The organism is Panacibacter microcysteis (assembly GCF_015831355.1).
GTDB lineage: Bacteria > Bacteroidota > Bacteroidia > Chitinophagales > Chitinophagaceae > Panacibacter > Panacibacter microcysteis.
Genome location: NZ_JADWYR010000001.1, coordinates 1,902,497 through 1,919,731 on the forward strand (window position 1 = coordinate 1,902,497; position 17,235 = coordinate 1,919,731).

The 17,235-nt window shown below is 43.1% G+C and carries 7 protein-coding genes; 3 read left to right on the plus strand and 4 right to left on the minus strand.

All coding sequences use genetic code 11. The annotated features are described in order from the left end of the window. Positions 1–228: 228 nt before the first annotated feature. The 3 genes from I5907_RS07725 to I5907_RS07735 all read right to left on the minus strand — a co-directional run bounded on the left by I5907_RS07725 (position 229) and on the right by I5907_RS07735 (position 6,160). The gene (locus I5907_RS07725; protein WP_196990139.1) at positions 229–2,565 is read right to left on the minus strand and encodes a PSD1 and planctomycete cytochrome C domain-containing protein; all 2,337 of its coding nucleotides are present in this window, start codon (positions 2,563–2,565) and stop codon (positions 229–231) included. A gap of 175 nt (positions 2,566–2,740) precedes the next feature. Next, the gene (locus I5907_RS07730; protein WP_196990140.1) at positions 2,741–5,347 is read right to left on the minus strand and encodes a T9SS type B sorting domain-containing protein; all 2,607 of its coding nucleotides are present in this window, start codon (positions 5,345–5,347) and stop codon (positions 2,741–2,743) included. A gap of 243 nt (positions 5,348–5,590) precedes the next feature. Beyond that, positions 5,591–6,160 (minus strand): hypothetical protein, encoded by a 570-nt coding sequence (locus I5907_RS07735; RefSeq protein WP_196990141.1) that lies wholly within the window; start codon positions 6,158–6,160, stop codon positions 5,591–5,593. A gap of 177 nt (positions 6,161–6,337) precedes the next feature. On the opposite strand from I5907_RS07735, the gene ileS reads away from it, so the two are divergent. Beyond that, positions 6,338–9,727, plus strand: a complete 3,390-nt coding sequence (ileS, locus tag I5907_RS07740; RefSeq protein ID WP_196990142.1) for an isoleucine--tRNA ligase — start codon at positions 6,338–6,340, stop codon at positions 9,725–9,727. Between the two features lie 6 nt (positions 9,728–9,733). Further along, positions 9,734–10,612 carry a TraR/DksA C4-type zinc finger protein gene (locus I5907_RS07745; protein ID WP_196990143.1) on the plus strand — a complete coding sequence of 293 codons (879 nt, stop codon included), beginning with the start codon at positions 9,734–9,736 and terminating at the stop codon, positions 10,610–10,612. A gap of 716 nt (positions 10,613–11,328) precedes the next feature. Here I5907_RS07745 and I5907_RS07750 read toward each other — a convergent pair. Continuing rightward, positions 11,329–14,661 carry a TonB-dependent receptor gene (locus tag I5907_RS07750; RefSeq protein ID WP_196990144.1) on the minus strand — a complete coding sequence of 1,111 codons (3,333 nt, stop codon included), beginning with the start codon at positions 14,659–14,661 and terminating at the stop codon, positions 11,329–11,331. A 378-nt stretch (positions 14,662–15,039) separates the two neighbouring features. Here I5907_RS07750 and I5907_RS07755 point away from each other — a divergent pair, with 378 nt between their 5' ends. After that, positions 15,040–17,034 carry a T9SS type A sorting domain-containing protein gene (locus tag I5907_RS07755; RefSeq protein ID WP_196990145.1) on the plus strand — a complete coding sequence of 665 codons (1,995 nt, stop codon included), beginning with the start codon at positions 15,040–15,042 and terminating at the stop codon, positions 17,032–17,034. Positions 17,035–17,235 lie beyond the last annotated feature (201 nt).

Below are 17,235 nucleotides of genomic sequence, written 5' to 3' on the forward strand. Positions count from 1 at the left end.
GGCTGCAGCACCTTGTGGCATCGCCTGTTGTGTCACTCACTTGTACTTTGAGTACCTACAGGCAACACGATGAGGCAATGCGCAAAGCTGAATGGTTTGGTTAGTACGTGTTGCTGGCAGCTCATTATTTATGCAGGCGTACAAGTGTGCGACGCAACCAAAGCTCAATGCTTATTCAACAGCCGGGCTCAAAAAAAAATCAATGAACTAAATAACGGGTGATAAAAACTAAGTCTTTGTTATACTTTCTTCCAGGTTATAGATCAATTCTATTACTTTCATAAGTGCGGCAGATGTGGTTTTGTCTGCCTTATCATTCATCGTGTATTCTCCAACTTTAAGTGTACTGTCTGCACTTAATTTTTTTTGCTGAAATGCCGTAAGTTGATCTTTGTAATAACCGTTCAACACTGCGTTTTCTTTGTCTGTCGGGCGCCTGCAAACAATCAGCCTGAAAGCTTTGGTGATCTTCTCTTCTGCAGGCGTTTTTTCTGTGGCAAGGTTTTGCGCCAGCACCCGCGATGCTTCCAGCATGGTGGGGTCGTTCTCCATAATAAGTGCCTGCAGCGGTGTATTTGTCTTAAGCCTTTTCACCTCGCACTGATCGCGGTTACTGGCATCGAACATAATCATGGAAGGTGGCGGCACGGTGAGTTTTATAAATGTGTACATGCCGCGGCGGTAAAGGTCTTCTTTGTGATCCTGCTTATAGGTAGCCAGCACGCCACGGCCAGATGTGGCAGACTCCCAAAGACCTTTGGGCTGGTAGGGTTTTACGCTTGGCCCGCCAATTGTTTTGTTGAGTAAGCCGCTGCTGGCAAGAATCATATCGCGTATAGATTCTGCAGATAAGCGGTTGCGCGGCCCACGTGCGTAGTACTTATTTTCAGGATCTTTTTCCATCTTGTCTTTGGGCGCAACATCGCTCTGCCGGTAAGTGGCCGACATGAGCAATTGTTTTACCAGGCGTTTTACATCCCAGTTATGTTCCATAAAATCAACTGCCAGCCAATCCAGTAATTGTGGGTGGCTTGGCAGCTCGCCCTGCATACCAAAATCGCCGGAAGTTTTTACAAGGCCCTTCCCAAAAATCTCCTGCCACAACTGGTTTACAAATACACGTGCAGTAAGTGGGTTGGTTTTATCAACTGTCCATTTTGCTAGCCCAAACCTGTTGCGTGGATATTTGGCCGTATCAAAACTAAGAATAGAGGCAGGCGCATGTGGCTGTACTTCTTCTGTAGGGTTGGTGTATTGCCCCCTGGCAAGCAGGTATGTTTTACGCACGCTGTCTTTTAACTCTCCCATTACAGAGATCATCAGTTTGCCCGTATCTTTCTTGTTTATGAACTGCATGGTTTTTACAATATCGGTATCATGCAACGTAAGAATAGGATTTTTGGCGGGCTGCGAAATACTTACATCGCCTTCATAACCTGCCTCTTTGGTATTGTTGAAAAAGGCAAGCATGGAATAATAATCTTTTTGCGAAAAAGGATCATACTTATGATCGTGGCACTGCGCACATTCCATGGTAATACCGAGTACGCCTTTGCTGTATGTTTTTGTTTTATCAAGCAGGTATTCAATACGGTATTCTTCCGGAACCACACCGCCTTCCTCTGTGTATTTATGGTTGCGCAAAAAGCCGGTAGCAAGTATTTGTTCGTTGGAAGCCTGCGGCAGCATATCACCGGCAATCTGCCATGTTACAAAAGAGTCATACGGCATGTTTTCATTGAATGCGTGTATAACCCAATCGCGCCAGGGCCATTGCGAACGGATATTATCATCCTGATAGCCGTACGAGTCTGCATAGCGTGCAACATCCAGCCAGTGCACAGCCATATGCTCGCCATATTGCGGAGAGGAAATGAGTTGATCCACTACTTTTTCGTAGGCGTTGGGTGTATTGTCTGCGATAAAAGCATCCATCATTTCGAGCGTGGGTGGCAGGCCTGTAAGATCAAAAGAAACGCGTTTGAGTAAACGCTCTTTATCTGCCTCTTCGTTGGGTGCAAGGTTAATGTCTTCAAGTTTATCTAAGACAAAATAATCTATTTCGTTCTTTACCCATTTGTCGTCTTTAACTTTTGGAAGCGCTGCTTTCTTTGGTGCAGTAAAGGCCCAGTGTTTCTCATATTTTGCACCCTGTGCAATCCATTTTTCTATCAATGAAATTTCGAAAGGAGTGAGGGCGCCGAGATGAGACTCAACAGGCGGCATCATAAAAGCAGTATCTTTTGATGCTACTCTTTTAAAAAGTTCAGAAGCTTCCGGTTTAAAAGGTACAATGGCAAAACCACCTTTTGTTTCTTTTAGTGCTGCGTAAGCTGCTTCGGGAATATCGAGTCTGAGGTCTGCTTTGCGCTTGTTGCCATCGGGGCCATGACAGGCAAAACATTTGTCTGACAGTATAGGACGAATGTGAAAATTGTAGCTTACGCTATCCGGCATAACATTGCCGTCTGCCACAACATCGCCGTTATTTTCACAACTATTGAAAATGAGTGGAAATGCCAACACCACTGTGGTTATCCCAAAAAGAATAAAAGATTTTTTCATATTACAATCGCTGGTTTAAAGCTAATGAAAAAATACCAAGTGGGTCCTGCATGCTTATATATTGCGCATTATTGGTAAAAATGACGAAAACCGTATGCATGCTGAATTATTTGCTGCCGTACAAGTGAGTGACACAACCGGGGCTGAATAGTAGTAATGCAGCCGGGTAAACAATTTATCTTATTAAAGTTGTGGTGCCTTTGGTGAAGTACGGAGCGCCTGTATAGTCAATGGCTTTTACCATCCACACGTATGTGCCTGTTGGCTGAGGGTTGCCGCTAACAGTACCATCCCAGCCATGCTGCTCAACGGCGGTACTAAAGAGTAACTGGCCCCAGCGATTATAAACACTGAATATTTCCATTTTTTGCATGCCTGCAATAATTGGCCGCAGCACGTCATTTTTGCCGTCTTTGTTGGGTGTAAAACCGGTGGGTACAAATATGGAAGGACGTGTTTTATATACTTTGACCTGAATATACGCTGAATCATGACAACCGGCTTCATTGCCAACAACCAGTTTGTATGCGTTGTCTGATGCATAAGAAAATCTTGCAACCGGATTTGCAATATTTGCTGCGGAAAGATTTGCAGCTGGCACCCATGTATAAGTAGTACCACCACTTCCGTTTAGTTGCAGCACCTGGTTAACCACAACGGTTGTGTCGCGGCCTGCAAATGCGTTGATTTTAGGCAATACAGTTACCCGTACAGAATCGATACCCGGTTTGGGGCATCCTTTGTCATAAAATGCCGTAAGGGTATATGTTGTGGAAGTTGCCGGCAGGGCAGTGGTATTAATGGAGGCTGTATTCTGAAGCTGGCCGGCAGGCGACCACAGCAACCGGTTACCATCTGTAAAGCCGTGCAGCAACGCGGAGGTGCCGAAGCAGATGATGGTATCGTTGCCGGCTAACGCCACAGGGTAGGGCACAGTGGTGATATTGATTTTATCTGTAGCGATGCACCTGCCAATGTTTGCGGTAACGGTAAACAGGGTTTGGTTATTTGTGGTTGCAGACGGTTCTTTTAAAGAGGCATCGGTAAGCTTGTCCGCAGGTTGCCAGTTGAATTGCAACCCATCTGATACAATGTGCAGTATTGTAGGGTCTCCGCTGCAGATCGTGGAGTCTGGCATAGCGGTCAACGTTACATGATCTACCACATTAACTGTTACTGAATCGTTGTTTTTGCACCCATCAATATCCAGCTCTACGTAATAAGTGGTTGTTCTATCAGGCATGACCACAGGGTTTGGGTCAGCAACGTTTGATACAAGATTAGCCGGCGTCCAGAAAAATTTTCCCGTGTTGCCGGTTACCAGTTGAAGTGTATCAGGTTTGCAGATCAAAGTATCTTTGAATGCAAGGTTGAGCGGTGGCTTATCAACCACTTCAATTGTTTTATAAACTGTATCCGTACAGCCTTTTGAATCCGCCACGACCAGACTTACCAGTTTACTGCCAAGGCTGTTATATGTATAGACGGGGTTTTGCAATGTTGAAGTTTCGGGGAGTGTAACCTGACCGGTAAAGCTCCATTGCCATGAGTTTACTGTGCCATAAAAAGATGATGAGATATCAATAAACTGCGTTTGTTTGTCCACACACAATCCTTTATAGTCAAATCCTGGCTTGAAGCCGGGGTATACCAGGATGGTGCTGTTTGCAGAGTCTGCACACTTCTGGTTCTTGTTTATGTCAAGCATTATATTGTATTTGCCGGTATCTGTAAAGCTATAGGTTGCGGTTGGGTCTGGAGAACTGAACAACGTTGCGCCTCCATTATCAGTAATGCGCCAGTTATAGCTTTGAATAAGGGCACTGGTGGAAAGATTTTCCAGGTAAATCGTCTTAGAGGTATCGCAAAGCAGGTATTGATCGGCGAGCGTGGCAGAGGTAAAAGAACAGTCGGTTACCCGGATCTGCAGATCTTTGCGCTGTGTAGCAATAATTTTTCCATTTCGTTTTTCTTCCACGCAAACTGTTACTACATAGGTACCAGGTCCCGGTGCGATACCACTTATTAATCCTGTTTTTGCATCAATATGTACATTATTTCCCAGAGGCCGGCCTCCGGAAAACTCAGGGTCATAAGGTACTGATGGATATGGCGGTGCTGCTGCGGGTGTAAGATCTACTCCAAACATAAAATTATCAGACCTGTATGCATTGCAAAGCGAGTACGTCAGCTCATCTCCATCCGGGTCTTCAGAACCAAAGCTGTATTCAAACTCATGCGATGCGCAAATAATTACAAGATCCGATCCTGTAAATCTTGCACTGCTGTTTGTAGGGCCAGCAGTAAGTAAGAACGTACCGGGAATTTCGGCTGTATAGGTTGCACCGACATTATCGTAACCGGAAACAAGATTATTCATATTATTCACCCTAAAAAAAACTTCGGTAGTCAGGAGATAGCCATCGGGAGATGCAGGAAGAGTAATGTCAAAAATATAATATCCAATTTTATGACAAACTACCGGCGGGTTGGTTATACATTCGTCCACATCTGTAAGCCTGATCACTTCTATATTAGTAAGAGAAACCATCAGATCCTGAACCCTTGCTGTGGTTTTTTTATTGAAAACAGATATATAAGCCGGATTATAAAATTCACGAAAAGAATTACAATCCATATACATTTTTACTGTAACTGCATAAGTGTAATTTGGCCCGCTTACAGATTTTAGCGTATAGTAAATCTGCCCACCTGTTATATGGTCTGCATTGGCATTAAAAACAATACAGCAAAAAATGATATACAGGATCAGTTTTCTCACATTACATCTCGTTAATAGTCAATGACAAAAACAAAAATCTTTTGTTCAGATACGGCAAAACCTAATGTAAGATTTTTTGAGCAGAAATTTTATTTGAACTGGTTAAGCTGGTATTACCCGCTGCCGGGTGAAGAGTAGAGAGATTATGTAGCCGGCTGTAGCGCTCTTTTGGGCTTCTGTTGCGTCGCACTCTTCAACTGCAGGATGACTGTTGGGCAAAGCGAAGATCAAACCGAAGCCCTGTTAATACAGGATGTTTTCCGCTGGTATACTGCTTATCCAGCCCAGGCGCAGCATGTACACTCCTTCACCTTTACCCGGTTTTGAATAAATGTATTGCAGGTTAATGTTGGCATTTTTTTGGAAATCATGCTTTGCCTTACTGTATTCATAGCCTGTACTTACAAGGTTTGCTGAGGCGGTCTTTTTTTCCTTTTCTTTTTCCCAGTTTTCATTCAGGTATGTACGTATCCACTTGAAATTATCTTCCAGGTCGTAAAAATCTGCGCGTTTGAATGTTGCCTGCAGGTAGCCATCAGAAAGTAAACCGTTTAAGAAAGTCAGGTAAATCATAGCTTCCCGGCCACCCATGGCTTCACTTTTTGCGAGGCGGCAGGTAATAACGGTTTTGTTCCCCATGGTTCTGTCACTCAAAATACTTAGCGGTTTAATGTTTTTAAGGGAATCCGCTACCGCCTGTTTTGAAAGACCGCTTTTCAAAGAAACCAATTGAGTTATTTCCTTCATATTACGCTGTGCTGCGGCACCCATGCCCGTTAACAAGAAAAATAAGATCGGGAAAAGAGTTTTCATGCGGTTTGTTTTCTAAAGAGAAATGAAAGGTAGGCAAAAAGTTGATGCTACTTATTAGCACCATGTCAAAAAGTGCTGTTTTGCCGATAAACTGCCGTTCTTGTGCTAAAGCTTTTCGTTTGATATTTCTTAACTTCGCAGCCTTTCAAAATCAGGAAATACAACGCTACCAAGGATATGAGCGCAAAATATAAAGAGTTTTCAGGGTTAAACCTTCCCGTTATCGAACAGGAAATACTGGCTGCATGGAGTAAGCATCATGCTTTTGAAAAAAGTGTAGCATTGCGGGAAGGAGCAACACCATTCGTGTTTTACGAAGGGCCGCCTAGTGCCAATGGTATGCCCGGCATTCACCACGTTATTTCACGTACACTCAAAGACCTGGTATGCCGGTACAAAACAATGCGCGGTTACCAGGTAAAACGTAAAGGTGGCTGGGATACACATGGCTTACCGATTGAACTGGGTGTGGAAAAAGAACTGGGTATTACCAAAGAAGATATCGGTAAGAAGATTTCGGTAGAAGAATACAATAAAAAGTGTCGTGAAGCAGTACTGCGTTACAAGGATAAATGGGATGAACTTACCATGAAGATGGGTTATTGGGTAGATCTGGATGATCCTTACATCACATTCGATAACAAATACATCGAATCCCTGTGGTGGATGCTTGCTGAACTTTATAAGAAGGGGCTGCTGTATGAAAGCGTGAGTATACAGCCTTATTCACCGGCAGCAGGCACCGGTCTCAGTTCTCACGAATTAAACCAGCCCGGCACCTATAAAGATGTAAAGGATACCAGTGCTGTTGTCATGTTCAAAGCTGTGAAAAATGAGAAAAGCGAGTTCTTATTCCAGGCCGCAAATGATGAAGAAGTGTTTTTCATGGCGTGGACAACTACTCCATGGACGCTACCATCAAACCTTGGACTAACTGTTGGGCCAAACATCGATTACGTACTGGTAAAGACATTTAACCCATACCTGCACAACCCGGTGAATGTAGTGCTGGCAAAAGCATTGTTGAATAAGTACTTTAAAGCCGAAGGTGAAAATGCAGGGTTTGAAGAATATAATGAGAAAGCTAAAATATTGCCGTGGAAAATCCTTGCCGGGTTTAAAGGAAAAGATATAGAAGGTTGTGCTTACGGGCAGTTGTTGCCATATGATGCGAATAAGACAGATAATCCCAATGCATTCAGGGTCTTGCTTGCTGATTTTGTTACTACGGAAGATGGAACCGGGATCGTGCATACTGCACCCGCTTTTGGTGCAGATGACTTTAAAGTTGGAAAAAAATACGATATCGGCATCCTCACCATGGTAGATCGCCAGGGTAAGTTTGTTGACGGCCTTGGTGAATTCAGTAACAGGTATGTAAAAAATTACAAAGATGATCCTGCATACCAGGATGTAAACGTTGATATCGCTGTAAAACTCAAAAAAGAAAACCGTGCTTTTAAAGTAGAGAAGTATGAACACAGCTACCCGCATTGCTGGCGTACAGATAAACCCGTTTTGTATTACCCGTTAGATGCATGGTTTATTAAAACAACTGCACTTAAAGACAGGATGGTTGAACTGAACAAAACCATTAACTGGAAGCCCAAATCAACAGGGGAAGGCAGGTTTGGCAACTGGCTGGAAAACATGGTAGACTGGAATCTTAGCCGTAGCCGCTACTGGGGTACACCTTTACCCGTTTGGAGAACAGAAGATGGCGATGAAGAAATATGTATCGGTTCTATCGAGGAGCTAAATGAAGGCATCAGGAAAGCAAATGAAGTATTGGGTGGCGATTTAAACAAACATTACCTGCATGAAGGTATTCTGGACCTGCATAAGCCATACGTAGATGAAATAATCCTGGTATCGGGCAAAGGGAAACCGATGAAACGTGTACCAGATCTGATAGATGTATGGTTCGACAGTGGCGCCATGCCTTATGCGCAATGGCATTTTCCTTTCGAAAATATTGGCACGTTTAAAAATAGTTACCCGGCAGATTTTATTGCAGAAGGGGTAGATCAGACACGCGGCTGGTTCTATACTTTGCATGCCCTCGGCTCTTTAATGAAAGAATCAGTACATGAGCAACTGGCAAGAACGGGCATGGCCACACATGAACTGGAAAAGCGCTACCCGGGTGTTGCTTACAAAACAGTTGTTTCAAACGGGCTGGTGTTGGATAAAAACGGCAACAAAATGAGCAAAAGGCTTGGCAATGTTGTCAACCCTTTCGAAACCATAGAAAAATATGGTGCAGATGCAACAAGGTGGTACCTTATTACAAACGCATCCCCGTGGGATAATCTGAAGTTTGATATTGCCGGTATTCAGGAAGTACAGCGTAAGTTTTTTGGTACTTTATACAACACGTACCAGTTTTTTGCGCTGTACGCAAATGTAGACGGCTTTGCATTCAAAGAAGCGTACATACCGCTCACTGAGAGACCGGAAATCGACAGGTGGATATTGTCATCGCTTAATACGCTTATTAAAAAGGTTACTGCTGCAATGGACGACTACGAGCCCACTATTGCCGGTCGTGCAATAGAAAATTTTGTAGATGAGCATTTAAGTAACTGGTATGTTCGTCTCTGCCGCCGTCGTTTCTGGAAAGGGGAATATGAGCATGACAAGATCTGTGCTTATCAAACTTTGTATGAATGTCTTGAAACACTCATAAGATTAATCGCACCCATCTCTCCGTTTTTTAGCGATGCCGTTTTCCGCAACCTTGAAGCGGTAACGGGTAAACTGAATGCTGCATCTGTGCACCATGCAGACTTCCCGGTAGCAAATGATGCTGCAATCGATACAGACCTTGAAGAAAGAATGCAACTGGCGCAGGATGCATCTTCGCTGGTATTGTCGCTGCGCAAAAAAGTAAATATCAAAGTGCGTCAGCCGCTGCAGAAAGTATTGATACCGGTGCTGGACCTTAAAATGAAGCACCAGCTTGAAAAAGTGGAAGACCTGCTAAAAGCAGAAGTAAATGTGAAAGAAATATCATATATCACAGAAACAGAAGGCTTCATCAATAAAAAGATAAGGCCCAACTTCAAATCGCTGGGCAGCAGGCTGGGACAAAAAATGAAAATGGTTTCAGCCACTTTGGCACAATTTAGCCAGCATGATATTTCGCAGTTTGAAAAAGACGGTACTTGTACACTCGTAATAGAAGGTCTGCCGGTAGAACTTGCTTTGCCAGACGTAGAGATTGCAGCCGAAGATATCCCAGGCTGGAGTGTTGCATCAAAGGGCAGTCTTACCGTTGCACTCGATATAACCATTACCCAAGAACTAAAGCAGGAAGGCGAAGCAAGGGAATTGGTGAACCGCATACAAAATATTAGAAAAGATAATGGTTTTGAATTAACAGACCGTATATTCGTAGAATTGGTCGAAAACGAGTTGCTGAGACCATCCATTATTAAATTTAAAAACTATATTTGCGCGGAAATTCTGGCAGATGATTTAGCTTGGGTGCCCGAAATGCAGAATGGTACTGAAATAGAGATAAATGATATTCTGTTGAAAGTGCGTGTAAATAAAAAAGGTTAAAAGGTTATGGCTACAAAGAAACCGGCAGCAAAGAAAGCAGCACCGGCAAAAAAGATTGCGAAACCAGCCGCCAAAGCGGTATCCAAAAAAGCTGCACCCAAGAAAGCAGTAAAGGCAGCTAAACCCGTTGCCAAACCTGTAGCTAAAGCAGCAGCCCCTAAAAAAGCGGCAAAAGCTGCAAAACCTGCTCCTAAACCCGTTGTAAAACCTGCCCCGAAGGCAGTGGCAAAGACGCCTGTGAAAACTACGGCTAAAACTGAGCCGGTTGCCACTAAGCCGGTTGCAAAGAAAGAAGAAAAAAAACAGGCAGAGACCAAACCTGTAGTGGCAGAAGTTAAACAGGCGCCGGTGGTTAAACCAGCTCCCAAACCAGTAAAACCCGAGCCGGTAAAAGAGGTAAAGGTTCCAAAAACTTCAGTGAAGACAAGTGTACCGTACGAACCCGGTTACACACCATTAGAAAAAAGAAAAGATTCACCTAAAACAAACGAACCATTGGTACGATATAGTGACAACGAACTGGCAGAATTCAGAGATCTCATCAACAAGAAATTAGAAGCCGCAAAAAAAGAACTGGCCTATCTGCAGGGTCTTATTACCAGGAAAGATGACCTGGGCGGTGATGAGACCGACAACCGTTATATGACAATGGAAGACGGCAGCATGAGCATGGAGAGAGAACAGTTAAGTCAGATGGCAAGCCGCCAGATTACTTACATCGATCACCTGGAAAAAGCGCTGATACGTATTGAAAATAAAACATACGGTATTTGTCGCGTAACCGGTAAGTTGATTGATAAAGCGCGTTTACGCGCCGTTCCTCATGCAACATTGAGCCTCGAAGCCAAACTGGGTCTTGTAAAGCCCGGCCCTGCCACAGAATAATTTCTTTTCAATAAGATTTCTAATAAAACCGCCTGTAAGGCGGTTTTTTGTGTTATCATACTTTTGAGCCCGGCTGCAATATGTATGGCATCCCGGTTGCGTCGCACACTTGTACGGTATAACGTTATGCGGCTGCAGCGATCATTTAGCCTGGTTCGTTAATGGTGTAAGCATAAATAATGAATGGAGAAACATAAGACGTGAGATATTCTGTGTTTAATTAACGTTACCTCAATCCCGCATCGTGCTGATGCAGCTATCATTGCGAAAGCCGCAATAACCGTGAAACATGAAACGGCAAACGTGAAATGATTTCTGTTCAAGTAAGAAAACTGCTGTATCTCATCGAGATGATGCAACTGCCATTGCTGAAACCACGGTCGTGCAAAAGCCTATCAGGGCATTTGAACGATCTTATTGCACGATCATCTGTACCCGGGCTTTTGTACCTGCTCTTTCAAGAGATGAAGTAACGTACACAACTAAGATTTAAAAGAATCTGTTTAAAGACCTGCTGCTGGTGTAAGTGCTTAGTTGTACCGGCAGTACTTAACGGGTAAGACAGGGTGTTACATCCGCAGGCTGCAGCCCAATAGCCATTCAGGCGATGAAAGGATTGCGACGCAACGAAGCTCAACCGGAGTTCCTGTAGCCGGTATCATAAAACCAAAAAAGCAGTCCCGAAAGACTGCTTTTTTATAATGTAAATGTTGAAACTAGTTACCAAAAATATACCTGATGCCCAACTGTATCTGGTACACATCATCAATCGTTCTCGATTTTACGAATGAATCTCTCAACAGGATGGTGGAACCATTTGCGTTTTGCGTAGCCAGCCTGTAAGTAGGTTCGCCGGTTACTGCGTCTTTACCTGCAAAAGTAAGCGGGCTTGCTGTAGTGCTTATTTGTGCTACACCCCATTTTTGACTGATCAGGTTGGTGAAGTTGAGGATATCGATTCTAAAACGGAGTGTATTTGGTTTATTGTTCTTACCTGTTCTTACAATGAAATCCTGCTCTGCACTAAGATCAAGACGTTTTAACCATGGTAATGCCGCGCCATTCCTCTCTGCATAGCTGCCTCTGCGTTCAGAAAGATATTTGTTGTTGTTGATGTACGCATCAAAAGCTGTTTGTTGCTGTGCCGCAGTGTACAACACAGTGCCGCTTGAAGTTATATCAACAAACTTAAGCTCAGATGCTGACTTTGGAATATAAATAAGATCATTGATCTGTCCGTCCCCGTTAAGGTCGTTGGAAAGGATGTAAGATAATTTGTTACCGCTTGCTGCAATAAAGCCGAGTGTAAGTGTGGTAGCACCACCCACTTTTTTGCCATAATTGATGCGGTAACTGATGTTGCTTACAATACGGTGGCGGAGGTCATTATCAGAATAAGCGTTCGTGAGGTAGTTTACACCATAAATAGTTGGAACGTTGGCGTTAACAGTGCTTGCTACAAAAGAAACATCTTTTGCTTTTGCGTAGGTGTAGCCCAGCATACCACCCCAATGTCTTACAAAGGTTTTTTCGAGTTTGGCAGTAAGGCTGTAGGAGTAACCTTTATCATTGTTTGTTAACACATAAGCGTTTGAAACTTTTGAATTGATAAACCTTGCAGCAGTAGCGGCTGAGCCTGAAAGACCAAACGCCGGGTAAACGTCTCTGGTATCGGCACCGGCGTTGAATTTGCCTGTTGGTGCGTTTAGGTTTGCATCAATATAGTTAAGGGCATTGATGTTTTTGTTGAATATACCTTCAATAGTAGCGACCAGCCCACCAGGTAATTTTTGATCTATACCCAGGTTTGTTTTCCATACCTGCGGGAATTTCAGATTTGGATCTGAGGCGTTGATTGCATAGCCGGAAAGTGCTGTGATATCTGTATTAGCAGGCCTGTAACGGGATGGATCTAATGTAAACGGATAGTTTGCTGCAGCATCGCCTGTAATATTTAAGACGCCTGTGTTTACACCATTATTACCCAACTGGTTTGAGATAAGTACATATGGTATACGGGATAAAAATATACCGGTACCACCGCGAATGATCAAGGAAGAATTGCCTTTTACATTCCAGTTAAAACCAATTCTTGGAGATACATAAATCCTGGACTTTGGCGTGATGCCTGTATTTACGTGGTAATTCTGTCCATCCGGTGTTTTAAAATCAATAGTATCAACAACCGGGTTGAAATACTTTTCTGCGGTATTTGGTATGCTCACATAATCGAACCTGATGCCACCAGTGATACGAAAGTTTCTTGTGGCTTTAAATTCATCCTGGAAATATAAGCTGTGTGTATTTGTTTTAAATACCTGCCATGGCAATTCGCCTTCAGGTAATAATGAATATCTGTAATTAAACCGGCCTATTGCAACAGGAGAAGTTTCCAGGTTTGGATTGGCATTATATGCCAGTGCCGCGGTTTTAAAATCTTCAATAGAGTTAAATACCCACACTCCATTTGATGATGGCACAAAAAGATTGTTTGATTTAAATGCTTCAAACGAATAGCCTGCTACCAGGGTGTGTTTACCTGCAAACCATGTAAAGTTATCTGTGAAGTTAATGGTTGCATAGTCCAGCCTGTTATTTGGCGTAAAGGGATCGAAGCCTAAAGAAGTATAAGTAGAACCGTCTTTTAATATATCAACTGTTGGGAAAATGTCGGTTCTGTATTTCCTGTCTTCTATCTGCTTATTGTAGGTAGCAAGAAACTGGTTTGAAAATTTGCGGCCAAATGTTGAGTTTAGTTCAGCAACGATTGAGCGCGTATTATCCTGTATTTTATAACCATTGTTTTGTGCAGAGATAGCCAGCGGCAGGTTCTGACGGTTGCCGTTACCTGCAAGGTTGCCACTGGAACTGTTGCTTACAATAACATCAGACTCAGAATTGTGGTGTGAGTAACGAACAGTTAGTTTGTGTTTATCGCTGATATTATAATCAAGACGTACCAGGAATTTGTCACTTTTTACTTCGTTATTGAAATTATCTATTGCACCCATATCATAGTTGAAATTGGTCTGCATAAACGATTTCAGGTCTTCCAGGTCTGCGGCAGTTGTTCTGGAGATGTTGCCAACCGCACCGGGTTTGTCTGCAACATAATCCAGTGCCGGCCGTGTACTTCTCACAGATTCGCCGTTGATAAAAAAGAAAAGTTTGTTTTTGATAATTGGTCCGCCAACGCGGAAACCGTAAGTCTTGCTTTCAAAAGGAGTCTTGGGAACTTCTGAGGTATCTGCTTTTTTGCCGGCCAGATTTCTGTTGTTCCAAAGGTAGTATGCACTACCGTTCACATCATTTGTGCCCGATCTTGTAACGGCATTAATGCCAGCACCTGCGAATCCGGACTGGCGGATATCGAAGGGCGCAATGTTGATCTGTAATTCTTCCAAAGCATCTAAAGAAATGGCGGTCGTACCGGTTCTTCCCCCGGCAATAGCGGAACTACCTAAGCCAAAACCGTTATTAAAGACAGAACCATCAATTGTAAAGTTATTGAAGCGCGGATCCTGGCCTGCGAATGAGCGGCCATTGCTGTAAGCATTGTATTTGGTCACATCATTAATTGTCCTGTTAATTACAGGAACAGTATTGATGGTTTGGGTGCCGAGCGTTGTGGAAGCGCCATTTTTTCTTGAGTTAATAAGCGAACTCCTGGCGGTTGACGCAACAACCACATCAGACAGTGTTGCAGAACCTGCACTCATTGCGAAATCGACCGTTGTTGTGTTGCCAAGACTGGTGTAGATATCTTTTTCTTCCTTGTTTTCATAACCGGCATAGCTAACACTGATAGAGAATGGACCGCCAACACGAACATTCGCGAACGTGTAAACACCATTTTTACCTGAAACAACAACGTACCTTGTTCCAGATGGCACATGAACCGCAGTAACTGTAGCTCCTTCCAATGCCTGAGCGTCAGCAGTTCTTACGGTACCGGAGATACTCGCTGTTGTCACCTGCCCCGTTGCTTGTGCAAAGGGCAGCGCACCAAGTACCAACACCAAAATGAACACCTCTAAGATTTTGCGCATATTGTTAATTTTTTGCAAAGGTGAGCGCTGTGTATCAATTACATATTGCTCGTTTGTTAAGAAATTGTTAACTGAAATTTTATCAATTTTTAAAGCCTATTAATAAATAAAATCAAGAAAGAACTGCAATTTTTTTCGCCAGGAGTCACTTTTTGGATAAAATCTTGATAAAGCAAAAATATTAAATAAAATAATATATATAAGTAATTGTAAATTTTAATAATATGATTATGCTAAAAACCTGCCTTTTTATTTGGTTTTTTCATTAGGCTGATAAGAGAAAGACCATGGGTTCTTCATCATCACTTTAAATTTAAACTACTGTGGTACTGTATTTGTTAAAGGGATTAACATTCATAACCCCCAAAAGTTTCCGTAATGAAAAACATTATTCTTTTCGTTGCGTATACCTGTTTTCTTACGCATGCAACACAGGCTCAATCTATTGAAACCAGGCCTGGCATATGGCAATACTTTGGTACGCCTGCTAGTGATCCAGTTATCGACGGCCGGTTGTTAAATTTTACATGGGCAGAAATTGAACCGTCAGATAATTCATGGAACTGGGCAGGTTTCGATAAAGGCTTGTCAGACGGTGTTAAAGATGGTCTGCCGGTAATTTTCATGGTCTACACAAAGCAGGACGCACCCGGCTGGATCTATAACGCAGGTGTGCCAAAGGTTACAGAGACTGACAATAGGGGCAAAGTCATCGGGTACTCGCCTTACTATGCTGATGCAGATTACAAGTTTTACTTTAAAAGGATGATACAAAAGGTGCACAGCCACGTGGAAACTTTATCACCTTCAGTAAGAAACCTGGTTATTGGCGTGCAAGGTTGTTATGGCAGTACGGGAGATTACATCAGTTATGCCGGGAATGTGCCTGCGCAATATGCCCTTGATGGGAAACAGTTTTTAGAACTGTACAAAGAATTTTCCCAGTACTATTATGATGAATATAAAAATACCAGTCCAAAAATTTACCTCATGAGCAATCCGCGTAACCAGGGTAGTGATGCTGCTTTGTGGACGGAGGATAACTGCCCCGGCTGGCAAAAAGCAGGCACACTGGGCAAAGGATTTCAATTGAATGATGAAGTAACCAAGTATGGCTGGTTGTACAACCTGATGAATGTTCCGCGGGCTAATGGAGAATATATGCGGGTAAGATCTGAACTGGCGGCTGCTAATACTTCAGCCGGCTGGTGGAAAAAATCGCCTTATAAAAATATGTTCGCAACAATGTGTTATGGAATTATGTGGGGGCTCGACTGGACAAACCAGACGTACAATGAGATTAAAGATGCAGGCAACGATTCCGCATTTGTGTTCTTTAATAAATACGCAGGTCAGAAAGAAGCATCCAAAAGCACCAACGCTGTTTGCGCTCTAAAAGATGTGCTCGACGCTGCAGACGCGGTAAGATTTCCGGCTTCGGTTTATGGAAATGTATCGCAGAGCAATACACAGCGTTATGTTAATATCGCCAATAAATATGCATCCAAAGGTGCCTTGCTGGAAGATGTTCGCTCTGCTACTTTATCAGAGATGGACAACATTCGTGCAGCGGGTATTAATGATGTAGGCTGGAACCTGCTTCCCGGGAACTACGAAAGATACCTGCACCAGCTCAATGCCAACCAAACCAGCACAGGCTACTGGAACATTCAGTCAGCAGACCCCAATTCTATGTATGGCAAATTTGGGCGGGGTTTCGATATTGCAAACAATATGACGGCCCTGTATTTTGATGTTGACAATGCTTTCCTGGCAAATAAACCGCTGGCAGCAAAATACCAGGTAACAATTGAGGTTACTTATCTCGACCAGGGAAAAGGAAGCTGGCAGCTTTTTTACGATGCCAAAAGCAGTAAAGACAAAGCTTCTGTAACAGTTAAATGTACCAATAGCAATAAATGGAAAAAAGCAACCATTACATTACCGGATGCAAATTTTGCCAACCGCGGTAAAGCCGGCTCTGACTTTAGCATAAGAAGTGCAGGAAAAAATCAAAACATCATTTTTTCTGTGGTTGAACTTTCAAGGTCTGCCGGGTCTGTAGGCGGGAAGGTATTCAATACAAGTATGCAGACTACTACAAATACTTCCGCCGTTGCAGAAAACAAAGCGGCAGTTTTATCGGTAAATCCTAACCCCGCACAACAAACATTTTACGTACAGTCTGCGGATGGCAAGCCAATAAAACAGCTTTTGATATATAATGTCTCAGGCAGGTTGGTTTTTCAAAAAAATGTTACAGCCGTACGGCTTGCAGTTAACAGGAATGAGATTGGCGGAGCTTCAGGTATTTATTTTATAAAGGCACAAACAGATGCAGGTATGCTTACCGGCAGGGTAATTATACAATGATCGCTACCGCTCATCAAAGCACTGCAGATAAACGTAATGCGACGCAACGATGCTGAAAAGCGATCAGTTGCCCGTTTCATAATTATAACCGGTTATACATGATAAGAGCAATATTATGTAGCCGGCTTTTGTATTTCAATTGGGCATCGTTGCGTCGCACACTTCAACATTTGATTAAGATATGGGCAATCGTTTATTTGA

Excerpts from the sequence above, each read along its gene's own strand:
- ileS (WP_196990142.1), top strand. The coding sequence starts at position 6,338 with ATGAGCGCAAAATATAAAGAGTTTTCAGGGTTAAACCTTCCCGTTATC.
- I5907_RS07750 (WP_196990144.1), bottom strand. The coding sequence starts at position 14,661 with ATGCGCAAAATCTTAGAGGTGTTCATTTTGGTGTTGGTACTTGGTGCG.
- I5907_RS07725 (WP_196990139.1), bottom strand. The coding sequence starts at position 2,565 with ATGAAAAAATCTTTTATTCTTTTTGGGATAACCACAGTGGTGTTGGCA.
- I5907_RS07745 (WP_196990143.1), top strand. The coding sequence starts at position 9,734 with ATGGCTACAAAGAAACCGGCAGCAAAGAAAGCAGCACCGGCAAAAAAG.
- I5907_RS07735 (WP_196990141.1), bottom strand. The coding sequence starts at position 6,160 with ATGAAAACTCTTTTCCCGATCTTATTTTTCTTGTTAACGGGCATGGGT.
- I5907_RS07755 (WP_196990145.1), top strand. The coding sequence starts at position 15,040 with ATGAAAAACATTATTCTTTTCGTTGCGTATACCTGTTTTCTTACGCAT.